This window comes from Pseudomonas sp. Marseille-P9899 (assembly GCF_903166565.1).
GTDB lineage: Bacteria > Pseudomonadota > Gammaproteobacteria > Pseudomonadales > Pseudomonadaceae > Aquipseudomonas > Aquipseudomonas huaxiensis.
In genome coordinates this window covers 344,699-368,643 of record NZ_CAESCG010000003.1, presented here as the reverse complement: position 1 = coordinate 368,643, position 23,945 = coordinate 344,699, and the positions used below count along the sequence as shown (strand labels likewise).

Below are 23,945 nucleotides of genomic sequence, written 5' to 3'. Positions count from 1 at the left end.
GAAAGCGGCAAGCGGCAAGCTACAAGAAGAGCACGCGCTCGACTTGTCGCTTACCGCTTGTAGCTGCTTTTAAGGCTTGTGCGCGCGAGCCAGGAATTCGTGGGATTGCATTTCCAGCAGGCGGCTCAGGGTGCGCTGGAATTCGAACGTCAGGCGTCCGCCGGTGTACAGGTCCTTCAATTCCACTTCCGCCGAGATGATCAGCTTGACGTTGCGGTCATAGAATTCGTCGACCATGTTGATGAAGCGCCGCGCGATATCGTCGGTCGCCACACCCATCTGCTCCACACCGCTCAACAACACCGCATGGAAGATCTTGCCCAGTTCGATGTAGTCATTCTGGCTGCGCGGGCCGTCGCACAGTTCGCGGAATTCGAACCAGGCCACGTCGTCGCAGGTGCGCAGAGCGCGGATTTCGCGGTTTTCGATGATCAGCACATCGTTTTCCACTGCCTGGGTGCATTCCGGCGTCAGCGCGCGGAAGCTCTTGCGCAGGCTTTCGTGGGCAGCTTCGTCCAGCGGGAAGTGGAACAGTTCGGCCTGTTCCAGGTGGCGCAGACGATAGTCCACGCCGCTGTCGACGTTGACGATCTCGGTGTTCTGCTTGATCAGGGCGATAGCCGGGAGGAAGCGCGCCCGCTGCAGGCCATCCTTGTACAGACCGTCCGGAACGATGTTGGAGGTGGCCACCAGGGTTACGCCGTTCTTGAACAGCTCTTCCATCAGGGTGCCGAGGATCATGGCGTCGGTGATGTCGGAGACGAAGAATTCATCGAAGCAGATCACCCGCGCTTCGTCGGAGAAACGCTTGGCAATCAGGGTCAGCGGGTTCTTCTCGCCCTTGAGCCCCTTCATTTCTTCGTGGACCCGCTTCATGAAGCGGTGGAAGTGCGTGCGGGACTTTTCCTTGAATGGCAGCGCTTCAAAGAAGGTGTCGACAAGATAAGTCTTGCCCCGGCCAACGCCACCCCAGAAGTACAAGCCCTTGACCGGCACCTGCTCTTTCTTGCCGAACAGTTTGCCGAACACGCCCGGCTTGCTGTTCTGCGCCGCGATCAGATCGTCGTACAGGCGCTGCAAATGGCGCACTGCCGTTTCCTGGGCCGCGTCATGGAAGAAATCGGGACGTTTCAGATCTGCTTGATATCGTTCTAGGGGCGTCATAATTCGTTAGCAAGGCAACAAAAGCGGGCCGTCACTGTAGCGACGGCCCCGGGTAATGGCAATCAGACTTCCGATAAGCCGTCAGTCCTGTTGAGGCGCCAGCGCCGCGCGCAGAGCTTCGACGGCGCTGTCACGGGCTGCGGCATCGTCGAACTGCGGGCCATCGGCCACGCTCTCGCCTTCCAGCCACAGGCTGAAGCCCAGACCATCCTCACGGACGTCCAGCGCCTGACCTTGCTGCAGTTGCTTGGTCACGGCACCGGCGGTCTTGCCATCGGCGAAGCTGCGGGAAAGCAGCAGTTGCTCGCCATCAGCGCCCAGCAGGCGGAAGCGGAAGCTGCCGTCTTCATCACGGAAGCTGACGAAACGCGCGGCTTTCGCGACCTTTTTCTTCACTTCGGCCGGGCCCTGATCGAGGGCGCGGAACGAGCGCAGGCCCACCGCTTCACGCAGTTGCTCGAGGAACGGTGTCGCGACCTTGCGGGCTTTCTGCGCGCCGGCCAGGAGGATGTCCTCCAGGTCCGCCGGGCGGGTAATCAGTTGGTGGTAACGCTCGCGGGCTTCGCCCAGTTGGCCGTCGAGCAACTGGAACAGTTGCTGCTTGGCATCGCCCCAGCCCAGGCCCTGCAGCAGCTCGCCGCGGAAGGCGTCGGCCTGCGCTGGCGTGGAGAAGGCTTGATAGAGGGTGAACAGGTGCGAATTGTCCGGATCCTTCGCCTCACCCGGTGCGCGGGAGTCGGTGACGATGCGGGAGATCGCGTCCTTCATGTCCTTCGCGCTGCTGAACAGCGGAATGGTGTTGTCGTAGCTCTTGGACATCTTGCGACCGTCCAGGCCCGGCAGGGTTGCCACGCTTTCCTCGATCGCCGCTTCCGGCAGGACGAAGAAGTCCTTGCCCTGGCCGAACAAGTGGTTGAAGCGCTGGCCGATATCCCGGGCCATTTCCACGTGCTGGATCTGGTCACGGCCCACCGGCACCTTGTGCGCGTTGAACATCAGGATGTCCGCAGCCATCAGCACCGGATAGCTATACAGGCCCATGCTCACGCCGGCATCCGGGTCTTCGCCGTTTTCCAGGTTCTTGTCCACCGACGCCTTGTAGGCATGCGCGCGGTTGAGCAGGCCCTTGGCCGCGACACAAGTCAGCAGCCAGGTCAGCTCGGGAATCTCGGGAATGTCGGACTGGCGATAGAAGGTCACCTTCTCGGGATCCAGGCCACCGGCCAGCCAGGTCGCGGCGATTTCCAGACGCGAGCGCTGGATGCGCTGCGGGTCATCGCATTTGATCAGGGCGTGGTAGTCGGCGAGGAAATAGAACGAGTCGGCACCCGGCTGCTGGCTGGCGAGAATCGCCGGGCGGATGGCACCGGCATAGTTGCCCAGGTGCGGGGTGCCGGTGGTGGTGATACCGGTGAGAATGCGCGTAGTCATGGGTTATCGCTTATTCAGGCTTGGCTCAGTTCGAAAGACGCGGCAGCACCAGATCCTTGAGGTCGGTCAGCTTGCCATGAAAAAAGTGTCCGCATTCTGCCACTTTCAGCAGCTCATGGGGACGCGGCAATGCAGCGGACCAGTCATAGACGGCGCGAGGCTCGATCACTTCGTCGGCATCGGGCTGGATAACCGTCAGCGGGCACTGCTGCGGGAGTGGATAGGTGTCACCCAGGCGCATCACCGCGGGCGCGATCATGAACAGTTGCTTCAACGCCGCGCCTTCGGCCTCCAGACGACCGCCGAGCGCAGCGGCGACGAAACCGCCGAAGGAGAAACCGAGCAGGGTCAACGGCAAGTCCGGGTGTTTTTCCCGCAGCCAGGCGGCGGCGGCCTGAGCATCATCCACTTCACCGCTGCTCATGTCGTGGCTACCCTCGCTGGCACCAACGCCACGGTAATTGAAGCGCAGGGTGATCAGCCCGGCGTCCCGCGCGGTACGCTGCAGCGTCGAAACCACCTTGTTCAACATGGTTCCGCCCTGGACCGGATTGGGGTGGCAGATCAGCACCGCGCCAGGGGCGTCGGCCGCCTCCTGATAAAGCGCTTCCAGTTGGCCGACCGGGCCGTCGATGAATACGGGGGTTTCGCGGGTAAGCAAGGAATTAAACTCCGTGACCCCGGCAAGGGTCGACTCGTCTAGCTGAATGATTCTGTTCTGAGATATTTGCGATGCTTCGCGGTATACAGCGCAGGTCCGAGCCGTTAACGTAAAGCAAAGCCGTTTATAGAGGAAGGACTCGTGGAACTCTCGCTCTTAGTTTGGTTGTTGCCGACCCTGGCCCTGGCAGTGGGTGTCGTCGTTGGTTTCCTGGTTGCCCGCCTTCTGCCCAATGCCGCACCGAGCAGCACCCAGCGGCAGCTGGACGATATCCAGGAACGCTTCGACAGCTACCAGAATGAAGTGGTGACCCACTTCAACAGCACCGCGGCTCTGGTCAAGAAACTCACCCAAAGCTATCAGGAAGTGCAGGATCACCTGGCCGATGGCGCCAACCGCCTGGCGCTGGATGAACTGACCCGTCAGCGCCTGCTGGCGGCCCTGCACTCCGACGCACCACAAGGCCCGCGTGATCGCCTGACCCCGCCAAAGGACACCGAAGTCCCGCGTGACTACGCGCCTAAAGCGCCGAATACACCGGGCATGCTCGACGAGCATTATGGACTCAAGCGCAACTGACCCCCGAAGCCCCGCACCCGCGGGGCTTTTATTAGGCCCGTTATTCGACACGCCCGTCAGGCACTGACCGCTAGCGTTGGTTGCCACGCCAACGCCTGATCCCCCCTTGGGAAGAACCCTGCCGAAGACGGCAGCGCAAATGCTGCCATCGAGTCGATCAGGCTACCAATGTCGGGCAATGCTCGCAGTTCCGCGCGGGCCACCAGCAACTGTGCTGTTTGCGCGCTATCACCCTCCGTGACAACCGGAACAGCAAGAGCCTGCCCGGCATCCGCAAAAATGAAGTCCTCTCGAGAGATCTGCGCGAGCTCTAGCGTATCCAGATAAAGCAACTCCACGGGCTTGGCTCCGTCTCCCAGGGCGGAGGTGCGCACCGATACGCCGTGAATCTGCGACAAACCATTGATGGTGGCCCGGTTGACCTTGCTCAGGTCGAGCGCATCAAAGCTGCTGATGCCGGTCTGGCTCAGGTCGATCTTGTCGATGCCATGCCTGAAACCACGCAACGCGTTGCGGTAGTTATCCACGCCCTCCTGCCTCACCACCACAAACACATCCTTCGCCCCGTTATCCCGGCTGTACACCGTGCCCGACAACGATGCCACGAACTGGCCGGTCGCATCAGTGGAGTAACTCACGCCACCTCCGCCGCCATTGAGCAAGACAACGCCCGGCGCATCTGCCGGCTGCTCGACTATGCTGCTGTCGACATAATGCGCCGGGGCAACGAAGGTATCCCTGAAGCGAATATCCGACTCGCCCACTGCCGACGCAATCTGCCCCGGAAACATCAGGTATTGCCCATTCCCCAGGCCGAGTTTGAAACCGCTCTCGCCAGACTCGGGCAGCAGGTCGCCAAACTGCTTGCCGCTGAACCCGATCAGTTCGACGACATCGCGGCCCGCCTCGAAATGCTCCAGCGCATCCTGACCACCCGCACGCCGGTGCACTACAAACACGTCCTTGCCCGTCCCACCCACCAGGCGGTTCTGGCCACGCCCGGCGTCGAGCAGCGCATCCTCGCCAGCGGCCACCAATGTGTCGTTACCATCGCCGCTGATCAGGTTTTGAATGCCGCCGTTGGCCAGCGTCAATCCCGTACCGCTAATACTGGCGACGCCCGTACCCAGATCGACCAGAACATCTCCGCTCACTGCCGCCGCATTCAGGGTATTGCGCCCACCCGCCTGGCCATTGACCGCGTCATCCAGAACACCACGCTCGGCTTGGCCGCTCACGACGAGGGCGTACTCGTCGGTATAGAAGTAGGTGTCGTCGTGGGTAACGGGTTTACCGGACACACGCAGCCCCCAACTGTTCAACGCCACGGGCAAGCCATTGCCCGCATTGCTGACTTCCAGCGTCCAGTCTCCGCCTGAGGCCTCGCCCCGATCATGAGTGGACATGAAGGTGTACCTGAACTCGCCCTCCCGCGCGCTGCCAAGGTCGTTATCGCCACTGCCCGGCGCCTTGCCAGAGCGTGCGAGCAGCAAGCTCGGTGTGCCCGATGGAGAGATCAGTTTAAGGGTCAGGTCGCCCAGGCGCGCTACCTGCGCATCGATGTCGATCTCGACATGCTCGATCTGAACGCCCGACGCCATTGGCAATGACAATCGCACGATTTCGTTGGGTCCAACCGACTGTCCGAGTACCGCGCTTGAAGCAGCCAGCACTTTTTCGTTCGCGGCGGTCGCCTGCCCGATCCACGACTCGGCCAACCGCACCGCCGCCCGTGCATCCACGAGGCCGAAACCGTAGTCATCGCTGACATGCTGACCACCGCCATTCCAGTTACGGCTGCCGTTGAAACGCCACTCGGTGTTCGGGTCATCGACCCTGCGTGCAGACAGGGCGAGGATTTGCTGCACATCCCGATAACCCAGGTTGGGATTGGCCTGAAGCATCAATGCCACCACACCGGACACGATCGGGGCCGCAAAGCTGGTGCCCTGGGTCGCACTGTACGCATTGCCGACCCTGGCACCGCGTTCGGCCTCCAGTGAATGGCTGCTGGAAAACACATGGCTGCCCGGCGCCGAAACCAGCAGGCTGGTGCCGGGATTGGAAAACGGCGCGGAGGCGACCTGCAACGTCGACAAATCCGCCTTGGCATTGATCGCCCCGACTTCAATGGTGAAGCGGTTGTTATTGGTCAGGGAACCCTGTGCACTGCCGCCCTTCTCCCGAGCGTTACCTCCTGCGGCCACGATGATGGTGCCGAGCCCTCCGCGCCCGTTTCCGGCGGCGTAGCGCGCATTGGCCGCCAGTGCCGTTGAAGTGTTGATCAGCCCTCCCTGCAGGCTGGTACGGGCAAAGTCGTTGGTGAAACCCCAACTGTTGTTGGCAATGTCGTAGTTGATCATCTGCCCGAGGCTGGTCAGGTCTTCACCGCTGTTTGCCAGATAATAGCCGCCCAGCGTCGCCTCGTAAGCGATGCCAACACCGCCTTCGGTGTTGCGCGCCGCCACCATCACGCCCGCCACCTGGGTCGCATGGTTCGACACCACCGTGGGCAATGCGCCACTGGCGCGCTGCGTCTGCAACCAGGCCGGGTCGACGTTGGTCTGTAGATCAGGATGATGGATATCGAAGATTTCCGGGCTCACCGCAAACCTGCCGCCCGGTTCGAACTGCCCAATGCGCACGCCCTTGCCGCTGTAGTCGCCCCAGACCGGGAGCACATTGACGTCTTCCAGGTACCACTGCCGGGCGGCCAGAGGGTCCACCGGTGCGCCGGCCTCGCGCAATGTCACCATGGCTCGCATCGGTGCCGACGCCCCCGTGTCGAGTGACACGACGGATGCCGAAGGATTGCCCTGAGCGTCGACCAGGTCATATTTGAAACTGATAACGCCGGTATGGCCCGCCACCGGCAACACCAGCACATCACCCTGCTCGTTGAGGCTGACCGTCGCCCCTCGCGCGTCGCTGAGCGTGGAAATGCGCAATGCACCGGAGCTGTTCAGCGGCTGATCGTTACCCACAAGCGCGGCAGCCGGGATAAGTTGTCCCGCCGCGTGAAGGTTCGGCGCAGCGTCAACGATATCGGCAATGGGCAATGCATTAGGCAGGTCGAGATCAACCGACGACAGATCGGAAAAACCGAGCTTCTGGATATTCGTCAGCGTGAGCTTGCCATCACGACCGGCCACCTTGTCGGTCACCTCATAACCGCTACCGGTGCGACCAATCAGGTACTGGTCGTGGCTGCCGTGCAACGACACCAGATTGATGCCTCCCGCGCCATCGATCTGTGCATCACCACGTCCGGCTTCGATGACATCGTCGGCCGGCCCGCCCTGGATTCGATCAGCGCCGCCACCGGCGTAAATGATGCTGCCGGCATCGGACGCAATAATGGTGTCTCCCTGGGGCCCCGCGTAAATCACCGCCTTGCCGCTGCCGCCAATGATGGTATTGCGGCCGGCGCCACCCGCCAGCACATCGTTTCCCGCGCCGCCGATCAAGGTGGAATCACCCGACCCGCCTTTGATGAAAACACCGCGACCACCGCCACTGGCGATGATGTCCTTGCCGCGACCGCCCTGCGCGATGGTCAAACCCGCTTCGGCCATGTTCAACCCGACACCCTGATCGCCGACGATCAGCAGCGTGTCCCGTCCGCCGTTGCCCTTGATATTGCGCTGGTCATCGCTGGCGCTGATGACGAAGACATCGTCGCCCGCACCACCCACATAAGTATTGCTGCCCTGCCCACCCACCAGCCAACTACCCGCTACCGCAGCCTTGAGCACATCATCGCCGCTGCCGCCGTACAGGTTGTCCACACCCAGGGCCGAAGCATCCAGTGTTTCGCCCGTGCTGCTCTGCCCGACAAACGCTCGCCGGGTGATCCCTTGCGCCGTCGAGACCAGCGTGCTGCCGCCGTCTTGGGAAATGACCTGGTTGCTGACCGTATCGGAAAGAAAGTTGACCGCAAGCACCTCCCGCTCAACACCCTGAATGGAAAAGGTGCTCCGCGCGATCACCTGATTACCGTGACGCAGTTCTCCCACCGGGCTGACTTGATCGACCCTGATTGCGCTGATGCCCAACTCATCCGGTGTCTTGAGTTCGCCAGCGTCGGCGCGTCCATCCTGGCTGCTGTCCACCCAGACGCGCAGTTGGCTCCAAATCGGATCCTGTGAATTGATCGCGCCGTCCGCATTGCTGTCCTCACTGGCGAGCGCCGCGAAACCGTCCTTGTGCGGCCTCTCGCCTGGCGCGCCATCAGCGCCGGCCCGCCCCGCGTAATACTCGGAAAACAACTGGCTGATATTGCTAACGCCGCTGCCGTCATCGCGTACCAGCATGCCGGTTTGCGGGTCCGCCCAACCCGTACGCCGCAATAAGCCACTGTTGTCGGCATCGAACAGCACGCCATCACTGAGCGGTGTCATACCCGCGCCCAGGCCGGTGAGGTCTAGCAGCAATGGGTCGACGAACGTGTTGACCGTGGTCAGCGCCGCGAGCCCATTGAGCGATACCGCATTGCGCAGGCTGAAATCCGCAGGACCGTCTTCCTTGCCATCCTTGTAGAACCGGGAAAGATAAGCAGCCGGCTGCACATTGGGGTCTGGCTGCAACTCACCGGGACGAATACCGCCCGTGGCAAAGCTGCCCATCTGCACGGAAGTGAAATCGGTTTTATCCAGCGTGCCGTCGTTGAAGGCGATGCTGTGGGTCCCGCGTCTGTCGACGAAACCGCTGGAGACGTCGTCGCGGATGCGGTCTTCGTCGAGGATTTGTTGTTGGGGTTGAAGGGAGGGGGTGATCTCAATCGTCAGAATTTCTTCTAGCGCGGGATTGCCCGAGAAATCATTCCAATAATAATTCAAATTTCTATCGGACCGAACCAATCCTACGCCTGTTTTTATTGACACAACATTCTCTGGATTATTCCAAAACTCACCAGATGTATTGATATAGCTTCCGCCTTCTCGCAGGGAATTCCATAGGTTATACGCTCCTCCCCCCGCAATCAGCTCAGCCTGTGAAACACCTAAAACAGAACCAACCAAACCAAAATTGAAGGATGCTGAATTTGTGAAATCCCTTACAAATCTCTCACCATTCCCACCTACCACCTCATTATAGGAGCGCTGCAAGTCTCCCTCTCCCCCCTGCCTGAAAGCCTTGTAGGGGACATCATACACTTCAGCATATTTCGCGACTTCCTCTCCACTTGGGAAGCTCATGATGCGATCCCTGACCCCCTCGTACTTCTTTATGACAGCCGCAAGATCGTAGGAAGCAGGAACTTTGTATGGGAGCTCAGTATGGGGATCAACAATATAATTACCCATACCGTCCTCCAACCACTTAGCGGCCACCTCGGTTCCATCCCTGGCTTGAACAAAAAAATCATCCGGACCAAACTGGCCTTGTTTTACCAATGTACTTTTCATCGCCCACCCTCAAATCAAAAGGTCGTTTATTCCGAAACAATAAATTTCACATGCACTTCACCCGTGAAATCCATCACTCTTAAGGCCACATCATGAGAAACCAAGCGCGCTCCGTTGATAGCAAACTCAACTTCAATCCCTCTTGCCCCAATCCATCTAACCCTCGGAGAACGTGAACCGTCCGAAAAACCGTCACAACTCCCCGAATACACTTTGAATGCTGAATTACTAGCTCCTTCATCAACTGGAATAGCTGAAGAAAACACAAAAATGGAATCTTGGCAGTTGGAGACCAGCGCTCCCCCTTGAGTTACGCTGTACGATTTGACCAGCACAAACTTGTCATCGAGAGAGTGAACAACCTCGTATCTAAAACTCTCGACAACCCGTTCTTTCAAGATAAAAAACCCTAGCGCATGCCACACGCCGCCCAGCAAACCAAAAAGTGTAAAAAATGACAGAATCAATTTCAGCATCAGTTCCCTCCCACCACTTACCTGAAAAACACATGAGCACTGCCGATCATGAAACATATGAGTTGCGGCACAAACCACAGCAAAATGAAAACACCCGCGCAGATTCTAAGAAACTGCCAAACAACGATATAAAAAACCACCAAGAGTCTCTTCATCCAGTTTCTATGCATTCAGCGCTCCCCCAAACTCTCCCGCACATGCCGCTGCAACGGACTCAAGAAATAACTGATCACCTTGCGTCTATCCGTTATCACTTCCGCGCGCACGGCCATGCCCGCAGATAACGGAATATCCCGCTCATTCACTCGAATATGACTTTGTTCCAGTTTCACCCTGGCGCTGTACATCAACCCGCGCCGTTCATCCTCGATGGCGTCGCTGGAAATGCTTTGAACAACACCGGGAATCACGCCGTACTTGGTGAAGGTGAACGTCTCGATCTTTATTTCCACCGGCTGACCGGAAAAAACAAAGCCTATGTCCTTGTTCTCGAATTGCACTTCCACTTCAACGGGCTGCTCGACCGGAACAATCACCATCAGCGTCTGCGCTTCGGTAACGACGCCCCCGCGTGTGTGAATCGCCAACTGCTGGACGGTGCCATCGACGGGCGATGTCAGGGTCTTCAGGCGATGCCGTTGTTCGGCCTTGCTCACCTCGAGCGTCAGCGCTGCAACCCGCTGTCCGGCTTCGCCATAGAGGTCGAGCATTGCCCTTCGGGTTTGCGCGATGACACCGGCATGACGGTGGCTGGCGGCGTTCTTCGCGGCAGTCAGTTCCTCTACCCGCAAACGCTGCGTGGTCAGTTCCCGCTCCTGGTCGAGGCGAATCTGTTCCTTTTCCAGGTACAGGTGCTTGGCCATGGCCGACTCGCGCCACAGCAGTTTGTAGTCAGCGGCGAGTTGCCGGGTGATGACCAGCATCTGCTGCAGCGACCCGGCCCGGGCACTGGCGGAGCGGATCTCGGCGCTGCGCTGTTCGATTTCAGCCGCCACCTGATCGAGGGCCGTGCGCAATTCCAGATACTGCCCCTGCACCCAACGTTGCGCGGCCTGCTTCTGCATGGCGGGTGCGTCGGGGATAAGCGCAGCCAGCGGCTCCGGTTCGCGCTGTTGCTCGATCGCTGACAGCAGCGCCTGTGCCCTGGCCTTGTCGATACGCGCCGCCAGCAACTCACTGCCCAGTCGCTCGACCTCAGCGGCCGTTATCCGGTCCTCCAGTTCCACCAGCAGATCCCCAGCCTTGACGGCTTGCCCGTCGCTGACGTGGATAACGCGGACGACTGCCCCTTCACTGGCCTGGACCAACTTGCTCCGACCACTGGGAACGATCTTCCCTGCGGCACTGGCGACCACATCGATTTCGCCGATGCAGGCCCAGGCGAGGGTCAGGGCCGCGAAGAGCAGCAGCATCCGTTGCAAGTAACGCGGCGCGGGATGCACGGGGGTTTCCTGCAAGGCGAGCGCGGCAGGCAGGAACTCAAGTTCGTGTCGCGTTCTCTGCGGCCCGTCCATCGAGCGGCGCTGACGCCAGGCTTCACACCAAACCTCGCGGTAACGCTCCAGCAGCATCCTGAGGACGATCACTCGCCACCGCCTTGCTGCAGACGGTGCAGGTGGGCATAGACCCCATCAGGTTTGCTGAGCAACTGCTCATGAGGGCCTTGCTCGACAACCTGCCCGCGCTCCATCACCAGAATGCGGTGGGCATGGCGCACGGCAGACAACCGGTGAGCAATGATGATGACCGTGCGATCGCGGCAGATATGCGCCATGTTCTGCTGGATGATGTGCTCCGACTCGTAGTCGAGGGCACTGGTGGCCTCGTCGAGAATCAGGATCCGCGGATTGCCCAGCAAGGCCCGGGCAATGGCAAGGCGCTGCCGCTGCCCGCCCGACAACGAAGCACCATGCTCCCCCACCATGGTGTCGTAGCCCTCGGGCAGTTCGAGGATGAAATCATGGGCTCCGGCCAGCTTCGCCACGCGCATGATGTCCTCGATCGGCGCACCGGAGTCGCTGAGGGAGATGTTGTCGCGGACACTGCGGCGAAACAGCATGTTGTCCTGCAGCACGACACCGATCTGCCGGCGCAGGGAGGAGACATCCGCGATCGCCAGGTCCATGCCGTCGAGCAGCACCCGGCCGCGCTCCGGCGAATAGAGGCGCTGGATCAGTCGGGTCAGGGTGCTTTTGCCGGAGCCGGAGCGGCCCACGACGCCGATCAGCTCGCCAGCCTCGATCCGAAGGCTAACCGCACGCAATGCTTCACTGGCATCGGGCCGGTAGCGAAAGCTCACCTGGTCGAGTTCGATCCGCCCGGCCAGTTTCGGCAACACGCTGCCGTTGCCATGGTTCGCTTCGGTCCGGGTATTGAGAATGTCGCCAAGTCGCTGAATAGACAGCCCAACCTGCTGAAAATCGCTCCACAGTTGAGCGAGACGCATGATCGGTTGCGATACACGGCCAGCAAGCATGTTGAAGGCAATCAACTGGCCGACTGTCAGCTCTCCATCGATAACCAGCCGCGCGCCCAGCCACAGGGTGATGACGGTAACCAGCTTGCCAATCAGCGCGGCACTCTCATGGGCCAGGGTGGAAAGGTTCTGCGTCTTGAAACTGGCCGATACATAGGCCGCCAGTTGGTCGTCCCAGCGGCGCATGACCTGCGGCTCCACCGCCATCGACTTGAGGGTGTCGATGCCATTGATGGTCTCGACCAGAAATGCCTGGTTTTCGGCGCCGCGGTTGAAACTCTGCTCCAGCCGGGCACGCAGTATGGGGGTGAGCAGCAGGGAGATCAGGACATACAGCGGCAGCGACGCCACCACCACCAAGGTCAGCCAGCCGCTGTAGGCGAACATGACCGCGATGAACACGATGGAAAACAGCACGTCCAGCACCAGGGTGATGCTGTTACCAGTGAGAAAACTGCGGATGTTTTCCAGCTCTCTCACACGGGCGATGGAGTCTCCCACCCGGCGCGACCGAAAATACGCCAGTGGCAATTCCACCAGGTGTTGAAACAGCCGCTTTCCCAGTTCAACGTCCATGCGGCTGGCCGTGTGGGCGAAAACATAGGTGCGCAACAGGCTGAGCAGGCTTTCGAACAGGATAATCGCGAGCAACCCGACCACGATTACGTCAAGCGTGGTCAGCCCCCGGTGCACCAGAACCTTGTCCATGACCACCTGGAAGAACAGCGGTGTCACCAGGGCAAACAACTGCAGGACGAACGACACGAACAGCGTTTCAGCCAGTAGCTTTCGGTGCTTCACCACGGCGGGGATGAACCAGGTGAAATCGAATCGCGCCGCTACGCCGGGCAGGAGCGCCTGCGAACGCACAAGGATCACCTCGCCGCTCCAGCGTTTGCCCAGGGCGTCGAGCGTCAGTATTTGCGGGGTCGCTGTACGGGGATCCTGAACCAGCGCCTGATTGCCCTCGAGCCGGGCAAGGATGAAGTACTCACCGTCACGGTCAATGGCGATGGCCGGTAGCGGCAACCGGGGAAGGCGCTCAACCGTGCACGTGGACAGCGTGACCTTGAGGTCGAGCTGCTTGAACGCCTGAAGTAACTGAGGGGTGGAAAAGCGCGCCCTGCCGGCCGCGAAGCGGTGAACAAGTTGCTCTGCGCTAGCCACCGTATTGTGATAACGCGCCAGCATGACCAAGCATGCCAGACCAGAGTCCAGCAACTCGCCTTGTTGATTCCGATTGTCTGTCGCCACCGCGAGTGCCTCGTGTCCGGGAAAAGCATCCCCGAAAACTAGGCTCATTCACTGGTGAGAAAAATCATGCTGGATCCTGCAATGGCGACAGAAATTTCGGTAACAAAACCGAGGTCTTGTAAGGGGACTACAGGAAGTCAGGTAACTAGTTGTAATCCCCTTCTACTCAATCTCGCGCTCGCAACGCGTGTTTGATATCCGCCAACAAGTCCTCGACATCCTCCAGCCCGACCGACAACCGCACCAGCCCTTCGGAAATTCCGTAGCGGGCCCGCTCCTCCGGCGTGTAGCTGGAATGGGTCATGCTCGCCGGATGCTGCGCCAGCGACTCGGCATCCCCCAGGCTGACCGCCCGACTGAACAGTTGCAGGGCATTCATGAAGCGGCGGCCAGCGGTGATTCCGCCTTTGAGTTCGAACGCCAACATGCCACCCGGCAGCGCCATTTGGCGCTTCGCCAGGGCGTGCTGCGGGAAGGACGGCAAGCCGGGGTAATGCAGTAGCTCGACTTCCGGCTGTTGCTGGAGGAATTCGGCGACGGCCATTGCATTGGAGCAGTGGCGATCCATGCGCAGGTTGAGGGTCTTCAGGCCACGCATCAGCAACGACGCATCGTGCGGCGAGAGCACCGCGCCGGTCATGTCCTTGAGCCCTTCCAGGCGGATGCGGTCCACCAGCGCCTTGCGCCCGACCACCAGTCCCGCGGTGATGTCGCCATGACCGCTGAGGTACTTGGTCGCCGAATGCACCACCAGGTCCGCGCCCAGCTCCAGCGGGCGTTGCAGGTAAGGCGTGCAATAGGTGTTGTCCACGACCAGTGTCGCACCGTGGCGATGGGCGATCTTCGCGACACCGGCGATATCGGCCAGGTGCATGTTGGGGTTGGCCGGTGATTCGAAATAGATCAGCCGCGTTGCCGGTGTGATTGCAGCCTCGACCGCTTTCAGGTCGGCCATGTCGACATGCTTGAGCTTGACGCCGAACTCACCGATGCCGTGGTGCAGAAAGGCGAAGGTGCAACCATACAACGTACTGCCCAGCAGCACCTCGTCGCCGGGGCGCAGCAGCGTCCACAAGGTGGCGGTGATGGCGCCCATGCCGGAGGCCAGGGCCAGACCTGCCTCGCCACCTTCCAGCGACGCCATTCGCGCCTCCAGCAGCGCGAGGGTGGGGTTGGAGATACGGCTGTAGAAATGCCCGGCTTCTTCGCCGGCAAAACAGGCCGCGCCATATTCAACGGTGGGAAAAGCGAACGTGGCCGTCTGGTAGATCGGCGGCACCAGCGCCCCTCCGTGGGCCTGTGGGTCGTAGCCATGGTGAATGGCACGGGTAGCGAATCCTGGGTTTCTGGTCGAGCCGCTCATGACAACAGCCTCTTGTGGTTTGTAATAAGCTTATGCCACCGACCGACTAATATTTTTCCAAATGTGACTACCGCTTTGGGGTATTGCAGGCATGAAAGCTCATGATTCCATGAAGACGGGGCAAATTTTGCCCAACGCCATCGACCGCACCGACCGCGCCCTCCTCGCCGCCCTGCAGGACAACGCCCGACTGACCATTTCGGAATTGGCCGACAACGTCGCCCTGACCACCTCGCCCTGCTGGCGACGGGTCAAGTTGCTGGAGGAAAGCGGCTATATCACCGGTTACCAGGCGATCCTTTCGCCCAAGGCCCTGGGTTTTGGCGTCACCGCCTTCGTCAGCATCATGATGGACTCACACACCAAGGAGATGGCCCGCGCCTTCGAACAGCGGCTGATGGAAATCCCCGAAATCGTTGCCTGCCACAATATTTCCGGGCGCTATGACTTCCTGCTGGAAGTGCTGGCGCGGGACCTGGAGTCCTTCGGCGAATTCGCCCGCGAGGTGCTGCAATCGTTACCGGGTGTGAAAGAAATCTATTCGAGCTTTTCCTATAAGGCTGTGAAGGAGAAGCGAGTCATCCCGGTATCGGAAAAGCACATCTGAGGCGCCCTCTCCAGCGGGCACAAAAAAACCCGCGATGGTTTTCACCATCGCGGGTTTCTTGTTTTTCAGCGTCGACGCTTAGATCGCGCCACGCTCACGCAGCACGTCCAGCACCTGCTTGACACCCTCTTCCACGCTGGTGGATTGGGTGTCGATGACCAGATCGGCGTTCAGCGGCACATCGTACGGGAAGCTCTCGCCCGGGATGTTGTCGCCGCCAGCAGCGTACAGGCCTTGCGGGTCACGCTCGCGGCAGGCTTGCGGGGACGCCTGGACGTAAACGGTCACCAGACGCTCCTTGCCGATCAGCGCCTTGGCCTGTTCGCGGCCTTCGGCATCCGGTGCAACGAACGCGGCCAGGGTCAGCAGGCCGGCTTCGTTGAACTGACGCGCCACGTGGGCAGCACGACGCCAGTTCTCGGTGCGACCGGCGCGGTCCTGTGGCAGGCCCTTGTTCAGGTCATGACGCAGGTTCTGGCCGTCGAGGACGTAGACCGCACGACCCATGTCGAACAGCTTGCGCTCCACGGCATAGGCCAGGGTGCTCTTGCCAGCGCCGGACAGGCCGCTGAACAGCACGGTGGCCGGCTGCTGACCGAAGCGCAGAGCGCGCTCTTCGGTCGCGACGTGGGCCAGCTTGCCATGCTGACCGGTGCTGCCGTGTGGCAGGACCGGAGGCGCGATGATCATGCCCGCACCGACGGTGCCATTAGTCAGGCGGTCGATAACGATGAACGCGCCGGTGGTGCGGTTGCTGTCGTAACCGTCCAGGGCGATGGCGGTGTCGAGGCTGACCTTGACCCGGCCGATCTCGTTCAGTTGCAGTGCGCTGGCGGCGCCCTGCTCCAGGGTGTTCACATCGACCTTGTGGGTGATGCTGGCAACCGAGCCCGGCACATAGCTGGTGGCGCGCTTGATGTCGTATTTCTTGCCCGGCAGCAGCGGCTCTTCGGACATCCACACCAGCATGGCGTCGAACTGGTCGGTCACCGGCGGTACGTTGTCGGCGTGAACCAGCAGGTCGCCACGGGAGATGTCGATCTCGTCTTCCATGGTCAGGGTTACGGCCTGGCCTGGACCTGCGTTCTCCAGTTCACCTTCATAGGTGACGATGGATTTGACGCGGCTGCTCTTGCCCGACGGCAGCACGACCACGTCGTCACCCTTGTGCACCACGCCGCTGGCGATGGTGCCGGCGAAGCCGCGGAAGTTCAGGTTCGGACGGTTGACGTACTGCACCGGGAAGCGCAGGTCGGTGAAGTTGCGGTCAGCGGCGACTTCAACGGTCTCGAGGATTTCCATCAGCGCGGGGCCGGTGTACCACGGCGAACGCTCGCTGCGGTTGACCACGTTATCGCCCTTGAGCGCGGACATCGGCACGAAGTGCAGGCTGCTCGGCTGAAGGTTGATGCCCTCGGCGAACTTCAGGTAGTCGGCCTTGATCGACTCGAAGACCTGCTCATCAAAGCCCTTGAGGTCCATCTTGTTGATGGCGACAACGATGTGCTTGATGCCCAGCAACGACGCGATGTAGCTGTGGCGGCGGGTCTGGGTCTGCACGCCGTAACGGGCATCGACCAGGATAATCGCCAGGTCACAGGTGGATGCACCGGTGGCCATGTTGCGGGTGTACTGCTCATGGCCGGGGGTGTCGGCGATGATGAACTTGCGCTTGGCAGTGGAGAAATAGCGGTAGGCCACATCGATGGTGATGCCCTGCTCACGCTCGGCCTGCAGGCCGTCGACCAGCAGCGCCAGGTCGATGTCTTCGCCCGTGGTGCCGACTTTCTTCGAATCGCGGGTGATGGCCTCGAGGTGGTCCTCGTAGATCATCTTGGAGTCGTGCAGCAGGCGCCCGATCAGGGTGCTCTTGCCATCGTCGACGTTGCCGCAGGTCAGGAAACGCAGCAGTTCCTTGCGCTCGTGCTGGGCCAGGTAGGCGAGGATGTCCTCGCTGATCAGATCAGATTGGTGCGACATGGAGTAACCCTGAAATTAGAAGTAGCCTTGGCGTTTCTTGTCTTCCATGGAACCGGCGCCATCGTGGTCGATGACACGGCCCTGGCGTTCGGACGTTCTGGTCAGGAGCATTTCCTGAATGATGTCCGTCAGGGTCTCGGCCTCCGACTCGACGGCGCCCGTCAGCGGGTAGCAGCCGAGGGTACGGAAACGCACCTTCTTCTTGACGATACGGGCCTTTTCCTCGTCGCTGAGGTGCTCGAGGATGCGATCGTCGTCGATCATGATCAGGGTGCCGTTCTTCTCGATGACTTCACGCTCGGCGGCGAAGTACAGCGGGACGATCGGGATGCCTTCGAGGTAGATGTACTGCCAGATGTCCAGCTCGGTCCAGTTGGACAGCGGGAAGACGCGAATCGACTCGCCTTTGTTGACCTTGCCGTTGTAGACGTTCCACAGCTCGGGACGCTGGTTCTTCGGGTCCCAGCGGTGCTTGCTGTCGCGGAAGGAGTAGACGCGCTCCTTGGCGCGGGACTTCTCTTCGTCGCGGCGCGCGCCACCGAAGGCGGCGTCGAAACCATGCTTGTCCAGTGCCTGTTTCAGGCCCTGGGTCTTCATGATGTCGGTGTGCTTGGAGCTGCCATGGGTGAACGGGTTGATGCCCTGCGCCACACCTTCCGGGTTGACGTGGGTGATCAGTTCAAGGCCCATTTCCTCGACCATCTTGTCGCGGAAGCTGTACATCTCCTGGAATTTCCACTGGGTGTCGACATGCATCACTGGAAACGGCAGCTTGCCAGGGAAGAAGGCCTTGCGTGCCAGATGCAGCATCACGGCCGAATCCTTGCCAATGGAATACAGCATCACCGGGTTATCGAACTCGGCGGCCACCTCACGAATGATGTGGATGCTTTCCGCCTCCAACTGTTTCAAATGCGTCAGTTTGTCGACCATGGCTACTCACGGGAAAACGATCTTATGGACGGCCAAGCGGGCCGTGTTCGAGCGGGCAACTTTATCACAGCGCCCGATTCTATTTAGGAAGGCGGCTAGAACGAAACAGTATATGGATATGCCCAGTCGTTTTAGGATTCAGACCGGATTGGGGCAATCGATGAACAGATGCTCCAGGGCAAAACGCCGCGCCAGATAGTCGCCCAGCGCCTGTACGCCGTAACGCTCGGTGGCGTGATGACCGGCGGCGATGAAGCTGACGCCGTTTTCCCGGGCACTGTGGAATGTCTGCTCGGAGGCTTCGCCACTGATGAACAGATCGACGCCGGCGGCGATCGCCTGGTCGATGTAGCCCTGGCCACCGCCGGTGCACCAGCCAACCCGGCGAATAATTCCCTCGCCTTCGATCAGCAACGGCTCGCGGCCCATCACTTCACTGACGCGGCGGGCGAAATCCCGCGCCGACACGGGTTCGGCCAGTGACCCCACCAGCCCCACCACTCGCGGGTTGTTCGGGTCCAGCGGGCCTTCCACGGTAATGTCCAGTTGCCGCGCCAGTTGCACGTTGTTGCCCACTTCGGGGTGGACGTCCAGCGGCAGGTGGTACGACAGCAGGCTCAGGTCGTTCTTCAGCAGGGTTTTCAGGCGGCGCTGCTTCATGCCGGTGATGCAGGGGTTCTCGCCCTTCCAGAAATAACCGTGGTGCACCAGCACCAGATCCGCCCCGGCTTCGACGGCGGCATCCAGCAACGCCTGGCTGGCGGTCACGCCGCTGACAATCCGGGTGACCTGCGGCCGGCCTTCGACCTGCAGGCCGTTGGGGCAGTAATCCTGGATTTTCGCGCTACCGAGGTAGCGGTCGGCTTCCTCGACCAGGGTAGTCAGGGCAACAGCCATGGAAAGACTCCTCAATTCAGCAGTTCAGCGCGGCGCAAGGCCCCGTATAATGCCCGCCATTATGGGCCGTCGACTGTGTTGGGGAAACCGGCGGCAACAACCTGGGGGCATCTGGCCAACGTCGTCACACGCCGGATGATTTAGCTATTCCTGCACAGGTCTTGCCGAAGTATGATCGCGCGCGTTCATCACTTCCCCACTGCGTCATCGGCTCGGGCCAACCCCCCAGGATCCATTCAATGTTCAAGGCTTTGCGTTACTTCGGCTGGCCACTGTTTACCGGCGTGCTGATCGCGCTGCTGGTCATCCAGCGTTTTCCCCAATGGGTCGGCCTGCCCAGCCAGGACGTCAACCTGCAACAAGCGCCGCAGACCACCAGCATCGTCCAGGGCCCGGTGTCCTACGCCGATGCGGTCAGCCACGCGGCGCCCGCGGTGGCCAACCTGTACACCACCAAAGTGGTCAACAAGTCCGCGCACCCGCTGTTCGAAGACCCGCAGTTCCGTCGTTTCTTCGGTGACAACCTGCCCAAGCAGCGGCGTTGGGAGTCGAGCCTGGGTTCGGCGGTGATCATGAGCCCGGAAGGCTACCTGCTGACCAACAACCACGTGACCGCCGGCGCCGACCAGATCGTGGTGGCGCTCAAGGATGGCCGCGAAACACTGGCCCGGGTCATCGGCAGCGACCCGGAAACCGACCTCGCGGTCCTCAAGATCGACCTGAAAAACCTGCCGGCCATTACTATCGGCCGCTCCGACAATATCCATATCGGCGATGTTGCCCTGGCCATCGGCAACCCGTTCGGGGTCGGCCAGACCGTCACCATGGGCATCATCAGCGCCACCGGGCGCAATCAGTTGGGCCTGAACAACTACGAAGACTTCATCCAGACCGACGCAGCGATCAACCCCGGCAACTCCGGCGGCGCGCTGGTGGATGCCAGCGGCAACCTGACCGGTATCAACACGGCGATCTTCTCCAAGTCCGGCGGCTCGCAAGGGATCGGCTTCGCCATTCCGACCAAGCTGGCGCTGGAGGTGATGAAGTCGATCATCGAGCATGGCCAGGTGATTCGTGGCTGGCTGGGTATCGAGGTGCAGCCGCTGAGCCAGGAACTGGCCGAGTCGTTCGGCATGCAGGGCCGGCCAGGCATCGTGGTAGCGGGGATTTTCCGCGATGGCCCGGCACAGAAAGCCGGTCTGCAACTGGGTGACGTGATCCTCAGCATCAATGGCGAACCGGCCGGCGATGGCCGCCGCTCGATGAACCAGGTGGCGCGGATCAAGCCCAATGAGAAGGTTGCGATCGAGGTGGTGCGCAATGGCAAGCCGCTGAAACTGGTTGCCGAGGTGGGTCTGCGACCGCCGCCAGCGCCGGCGGTGCAGGAAGAGAACTGATTTCGGAGCCGCTTTCGGCTAATGCCTGTCAATTAGCGTTTCAGCACCTATATTGGGGCCGCTCTGCAGCCCTTCGCGAGCAAGCTCGCTCCCACAACTTGCACCTTGGCGAGGATCCTGTGGGAGCGAGCTTGCTCGCGAAGGGCCGCAAAGCGGCCCTAATTGATTTAACTGACTGACATTAGAAGCTTGCGGCCCCTTTTCATTAATGCAGGATCTGGCTCAGGAACAGTTTGGTCCGCTCGTTCTGCGGCCGGTCGAAGAAGTCATCCGGCGCGGCCTGCTCGACGATTTCCCCCTTGTCCATGAAGATCACCCGGTTCGCCACGGTGCGGGCAAAGCCCATTTCGTGGGTCACGCAGAGCATGGTCATGCCGTCTTCCGCCAGGCCGACCATGGTGTCCAGCACTTCCTTGACCATTTCCGGGTCGAGTGCCGAGGTCGGCTCGTCGAACAGCATGATCTTCGGCTTCATGCACAGCGCCCGGGCAATCGCCACACGCTGCTGCTGACCACCGGACAACTGACCGGGAAACTTGTTGGCCTGCTCCGGAATCCGCACCCGCTCCAGGTAGTGCATGGCGATTTCCTCGGCCTTGCGCTTGGGCATCTTGCGCACCCACATCGGCGCCAGGGTGCAGTTCTGCAGGATGGTCAGGTGTGGGAACAGGTTGAAATGCTGGAACACCATGCCGACTTCACGGCGGATCGCCTCGATCTGCTTGAGGTCGTTGGTCAGCTCAACGCCATCGACCACGATGCGGCCCTGCTGGTGTTCTTCCAGACGGTTGAGGCAGCGGATGGTGGTAGACTTGCCCGAACCCGACGGCCCGCACAGCACGATGCGCTCGCCTTGGCGCACATTCAGGTTGATGTCCTTGAGCACGTGGAACTGGCCGTACCACTTGTTCACGCCCTGCATCTGGATAATGCCTTCAGGGCCAACAGGCTGTTTGATCGCTTCGCTCATCAAAATCTCTCCTAACGCTTGTGGCCTGTGTCCAGCTTGCGCTCCAGATGCATGGAGTAGCGGGACATACCGAAACAGAAAATCCAGAACACCAGGGCCGCGAACACGTAGCCCTCGGTCGCCATGCCCAGCCAGGCCGGGTCGGCGGCCGCCTGCTTGACGCTGTTGAGCAGGTCGAACAGGCCGATGATGATCACCAGGCTGGTGTCCTTGAACAGGGCAATGAAGGTGTTGACGATGCCGGGAATCACCAGCTTGAGCGCTTGGGGCAGGATCACCAGCCCCATCGAGCGCCAGTAGCCCAGGCCCATGGCCGCGGCGGCTTCGTACTGCCCCTTGGGAATGGCCTGCAGACCACCGCGCACCACTTCGGCGATGTACGCCGACTGGAACAGGATGACGCCGATCATCGCCCGCAGCAGCTTGTCGAAGCTCATGCCTTCAGGCAGGAACAGCGGCAGCATCACCGAGGACATGAACAGCACGGTGATCAGCGGCACACCACGCCAGAACTCGATGAAGGTCACGCAGACCACTTTCACCGCCGGCATTTTCGAGCGCCGGCCCAGGGCTAGCAGGATGCCCAGCGGCAAGGCGCCGACGATGCCCACGGTGGCGATGACCAGGGTCAGCATCAGGCCGCCCCATTGGCTGGTCGGTACCGTGGCAAGACCCAAGGTGCCGCCGTGCAGCAGGGTGTAGGCGACGATCGGGTACGCAACGAGGAAGCACAGGCCGTAGATCGTCTTGCGCGGGAAGCGCGAAATGAACAACGGCGCGGCGCCAATCACTGCCAGCCAGACCGTCAGGTCGACCCGCCAGCGCAGCTCGGTGGGGTAATAGCCGTACATGAACTGGCCGAAGCGCTGCTGGATGAACACCCAGCAGGCGCCTTCCTTGGTGCAATCGGCGCGGGTGGTGCCGACCCAGTTGGCATCGAAGATCGACCACTGCAGCAGCGGCGGCACGATCAGCCAGACAAGATAGATGGCGAACAGCGTCAACAGGGTGTTCATCCAGCTGGAGAACAGGTTGGCGCGCATCCAGGCGAGTACGCCGACGGTTTTCACCGGTGGCGGCATATCGGGTTTGAAAACATGGGAAGTCATGCGCGTCTCCTTACCGCTCGATCAGCGCGATGCGCTTGTTGTACCAGTTCATCAACAGCGAAATGCTGATGCTGATGGCCAGGTAAACGCTCATGGTGATGGCAATGACCTCGATGGCCTGGCCGGTCTGGTTGAGCACGGTGCCGGCGAACAGCGAAACCATTTCCGGGTAACCGATACCGGCCGCCAGCGAGGAGTTTTTCGCCAGGTTCAGGTATTGGCTGGTCAGCGGCGGAATGATTACCCGCAGCGCCTGGGGAATGATCACCTTGCGCAGCGTCGGGCCTTCACGCAGGCCCAGCGAACGGGCCGCCTCGGTCTGGCCGTGGCTCACCGAGCGGATGCCGGAGCGCACGATCTCAGCGATGAACGCCGCGGTGTAGATGGTCAGTGCCAAGGTCAGCGCCAGCAGCTCGGGGATCAGTACCCAGCCACCGGTGAAGTTGAATCCTTTCAATTGCGGCATTTCCCAGCTCAGCGGGTTGCCGAACAACAGCACGCTCAGCCCCGGGATCACCAGCAACAGGGCCAATCCGGCCCAGAACTTGTGGAATGGCACGCCGGTCGCTTCGAAACGCCGGTTGGCCCAACGCACCATCAGCACAACGGCGACGATTGCCACCACCAGGCAGATCACGAACGGCCAGAAGCCGTCGGCCAGCGAAGCCCCGGGCATGTTCAGCCCACGGTTGCTGATGAAGAAGGTGTCGTTGAGGTTGATGCTGCCTCGCGGTCCCGGCAGGGTCAGGAACACCGCGAAGTACCAGAAGAGGATCTGCAGTAGCGGCGGGATGTTACGGAAAGTCTCGACATACACCGTGGCCAGCTTGTTGATCATCCAGTTCGGTGACAGTCGTGCCACGCCGATGATGAACCCCAGCAGGGTCGCCAGGATGATGCCGATAACAGTCACCAGCAGGGTGTTGAGCAGGCCGATGACGAAGACCCGGGCGTAGGTGTCGGATTCCGTGTACGGAATAAGGTGCTGGGCGATGCCGAAGCCGGCACTGCGCTCCAGGAAGTCGAAGCCCGAGGTGATGCCCCGGTGTTGCAGGTTAGTCTGGGTGTTGTGGAACAGGTACCAGCCCAGACCGACCACCACGACGATGGTGAGGATCTGGAACAGCCACGCACGCACACGTGGGTCGTTCAGGGACAAGCCCTTGGGTGGATTTTGCATGAAAAGCCCCGAAGAGAAGGAACGTAACGGCCCGCGGCGGCAACCTCGCCGCCGCGGGCC

At 60.9% G+C, this 23,945-nt stretch carries 17 protein-coding genes; 3 read left to right on the top strand and 14 right to left on the bottom strand.

The genetic code is table 11. The features are described from left to right. Positions 1-69: 69 nt before the first annotated feature. From zapE to HWV67_RS17470, 3 genes are all read right to left on the bottom strand, one after another. A complete protein-coding gene (gene zapE, locus HWV67_RS17480) occupies positions 70-1,164 on the bottom strand; it encodes a cell division protein ZapE (protein ID WP_095154627.1) in 1,095 nt (364 codons plus the stop codon). Positions 1,165-1,245: 81 nt separating this feature from the next. After that, positions 1,246-2,595 (bottom strand): tryptophan--tRNA ligase, encoded by a 1,350-nt coding sequence (locus tag HWV67_RS17475; protein WP_175652145.1) that lies wholly within the window; start codon positions 2,593-2,595, stop codon positions 1,246-1,248. 25 nt (positions 2,596-2,620) lie between these two features. Continuing rightward, entirely contained in the window at positions 2,621-3,256 is a 636-nt protein-coding gene (locus HWV67_RS17470; protein ID WP_175652144.1) for an alpha/beta hydrolase, read from the bottom strand. Positions 3,257-3,397: 141 nt separating this feature from the next. Between HWV67_RS17470 and HWV67_RS17465 the strand changes: the two genes are divergently transcribed. After that, positions 3,398-3,835: a YhcB family protein gene (locus HWV67_RS17465; RefSeq protein WP_095154622.1), complete on the top strand. Its 438-nt coding sequence runs from the start codon at positions 3,398-3,400 to the stop codon at positions 3,833-3,835. Positions 3,836-3,891: 56 nt separating this feature from the next. Here the strand turns inward: HWV67_RS17465 and HWV67_RS17460 are convergent, their stop codons facing one another. From HWV67_RS17460 to HWV67_RS17440, 5 genes are all read right to left on the bottom strand, one after another. Continuing rightward, positions 3,892-9,243, bottom strand: coding sequence for a S8 family serine peptidase (locus HWV67_RS17460; protein WP_256680146.1), 5,352 nt, complete (start codon positions 9,241-9,243; stop codon positions 3,892-3,894). Positions 9,244-9,269: 26 nt separating this feature from the next. Continuing rightward, the gene (locus HWV67_RS17455) at positions 9,270-9,719 is read right to left on the bottom strand and encodes a hypothetical protein (RefSeq protein WP_175652143.1); all 450 of its coding nucleotides are present in this window, start codon (positions 9,717-9,719) and stop codon (positions 9,270-9,272) included. A gap of 170 nt (positions 9,720-9,889) precedes the next feature. Continuing rightward, positions 9,890-11,290 (bottom strand): HlyD family type I secretion periplasmic adaptor subunit, encoded by a 1,401-nt coding sequence (locus tag HWV67_RS17450; protein ID WP_175652470.1) that lies wholly within the window; start codon positions 11,288-11,290, stop codon positions 9,890-9,892. A gap of 11 nt (positions 11,291-11,301) precedes the next feature. Beyond that, a complete protein-coding gene (locus tag HWV67_RS17445; protein ID WP_371929314.1) occupies positions 11,302-13,386 on the bottom strand; it encodes a type I secretion system permease/ATPase in 2,085 nt (694 codons plus the stop codon). Positions 13,387-13,615: 229 nt separating this feature from the next. Continuing rightward, positions 13,616-14,812, bottom strand: a complete 1,197-nt coding sequence (locus tag HWV67_RS17440; protein ID WP_175652141.1) for a methionine gamma-lyase — start codon at positions 14,810-14,812, stop codon at positions 13,616-13,618. 127 nt (positions 14,813-14,939) lie between these two features. Between HWV67_RS17440 and HWV67_RS17435 the strand changes: the two genes are divergently transcribed. After that, positions 14,940-15,419 carry an Lrp/AsnC family transcriptional regulator gene (locus HWV67_RS17435; protein WP_175652469.1) on the top strand — a complete coding sequence of 160 codons (480 nt, stop codon included), beginning with the start codon at positions 14,940-14,942 and terminating at the stop codon, positions 15,417-15,419. A gap of 78 nt (positions 15,420-15,497) precedes the next feature. Here HWV67_RS17435 and cysN read toward each other — a convergent pair whose 3' ends face one another. From cysN to HWV67_RS17420, 3 genes are all read right to left on the bottom strand, one after another. Next, positions 15,498-17,399: a sulfate adenylyltransferase subunit CysN gene (gene cysN, locus HWV67_RS17430; RefSeq protein WP_095154613.1), complete on the bottom strand. Its 1,902-nt coding sequence runs from the start codon at positions 17,397-17,399 to the stop codon at positions 15,498-15,500. A gap of 15 nt (positions 17,400-17,414) precedes the next feature. Continuing rightward, entirely contained in the window at positions 17,415-18,332 is a 918-nt protein-coding gene (cysD, locus tag HWV67_RS17425) for a sulfate adenylyltransferase subunit CysD (RefSeq protein ID WP_095154611.1), read from the bottom strand. Between the two features lie 138 nt (positions 18,333-18,470). After that, positions 18,471-19,229, bottom strand: coding sequence for a Nif3-like dinuclear metal center hexameric protein (locus tag HWV67_RS17420; RefSeq protein ID WP_175652140.1), 759 nt, complete (start codon positions 19,227-19,229; stop codon positions 18,471-18,473). Between the two features lie 239 nt (positions 19,230-19,468). On the opposite strand from HWV67_RS17420, the gene algW reads away from it, so the two are divergent. Continuing rightward, positions 19,469-20,626 carry a Do family serine endopeptidase AlgW gene (algW, locus tag HWV67_RS17415; protein WP_095154607.1) on the top strand — a complete coding sequence of 386 codons (1,158 nt, stop codon included), beginning with the start codon at positions 19,469-19,471 and terminating at the stop codon, positions 20,624-20,626. Positions 20,627-20,831: 205 nt separating this feature from the next. Here the strand turns inward: algW and HWV67_RS17410 are convergent, their stop codons facing one another. Genes HWV67_RS17410 through HWV67_RS17400 form a run of 3 tightly spaced genes read right to left on the bottom strand, consistent with a single transcriptional unit; the run spans position 20,832 to position 23,885 of the window. Then, positions 20,832-21,596 carry an amino acid ABC transporter ATP-binding protein gene (locus HWV67_RS17410; protein WP_095154605.1) on the bottom strand — a complete coding sequence of 255 codons (765 nt, stop codon included), beginning with the start codon at positions 21,594-21,596 and terminating at the stop codon, positions 20,832-20,834. Between the two features lie 11 nt (positions 21,597-21,607). Continuing rightward, positions 21,608-22,705 (bottom strand): amino acid ABC transporter permease, encoded by a 1,098-nt coding sequence (locus HWV67_RS17405; protein WP_095154603.1) that lies wholly within the window; start codon positions 22,703-22,705, stop codon positions 21,608-21,610. A gap of 10 nt (positions 22,706-22,715) precedes the next feature. Next, positions 22,716-23,885, bottom strand: a complete 1,170-nt coding sequence (locus HWV67_RS17400) for an amino acid ABC transporter permease (RefSeq protein ID WP_175652139.1) — start codon at positions 23,883-23,885, stop codon at positions 22,716-22,718. Between the last annotated feature and the right edge of the window lie 60 nt (positions 23,886-23,945).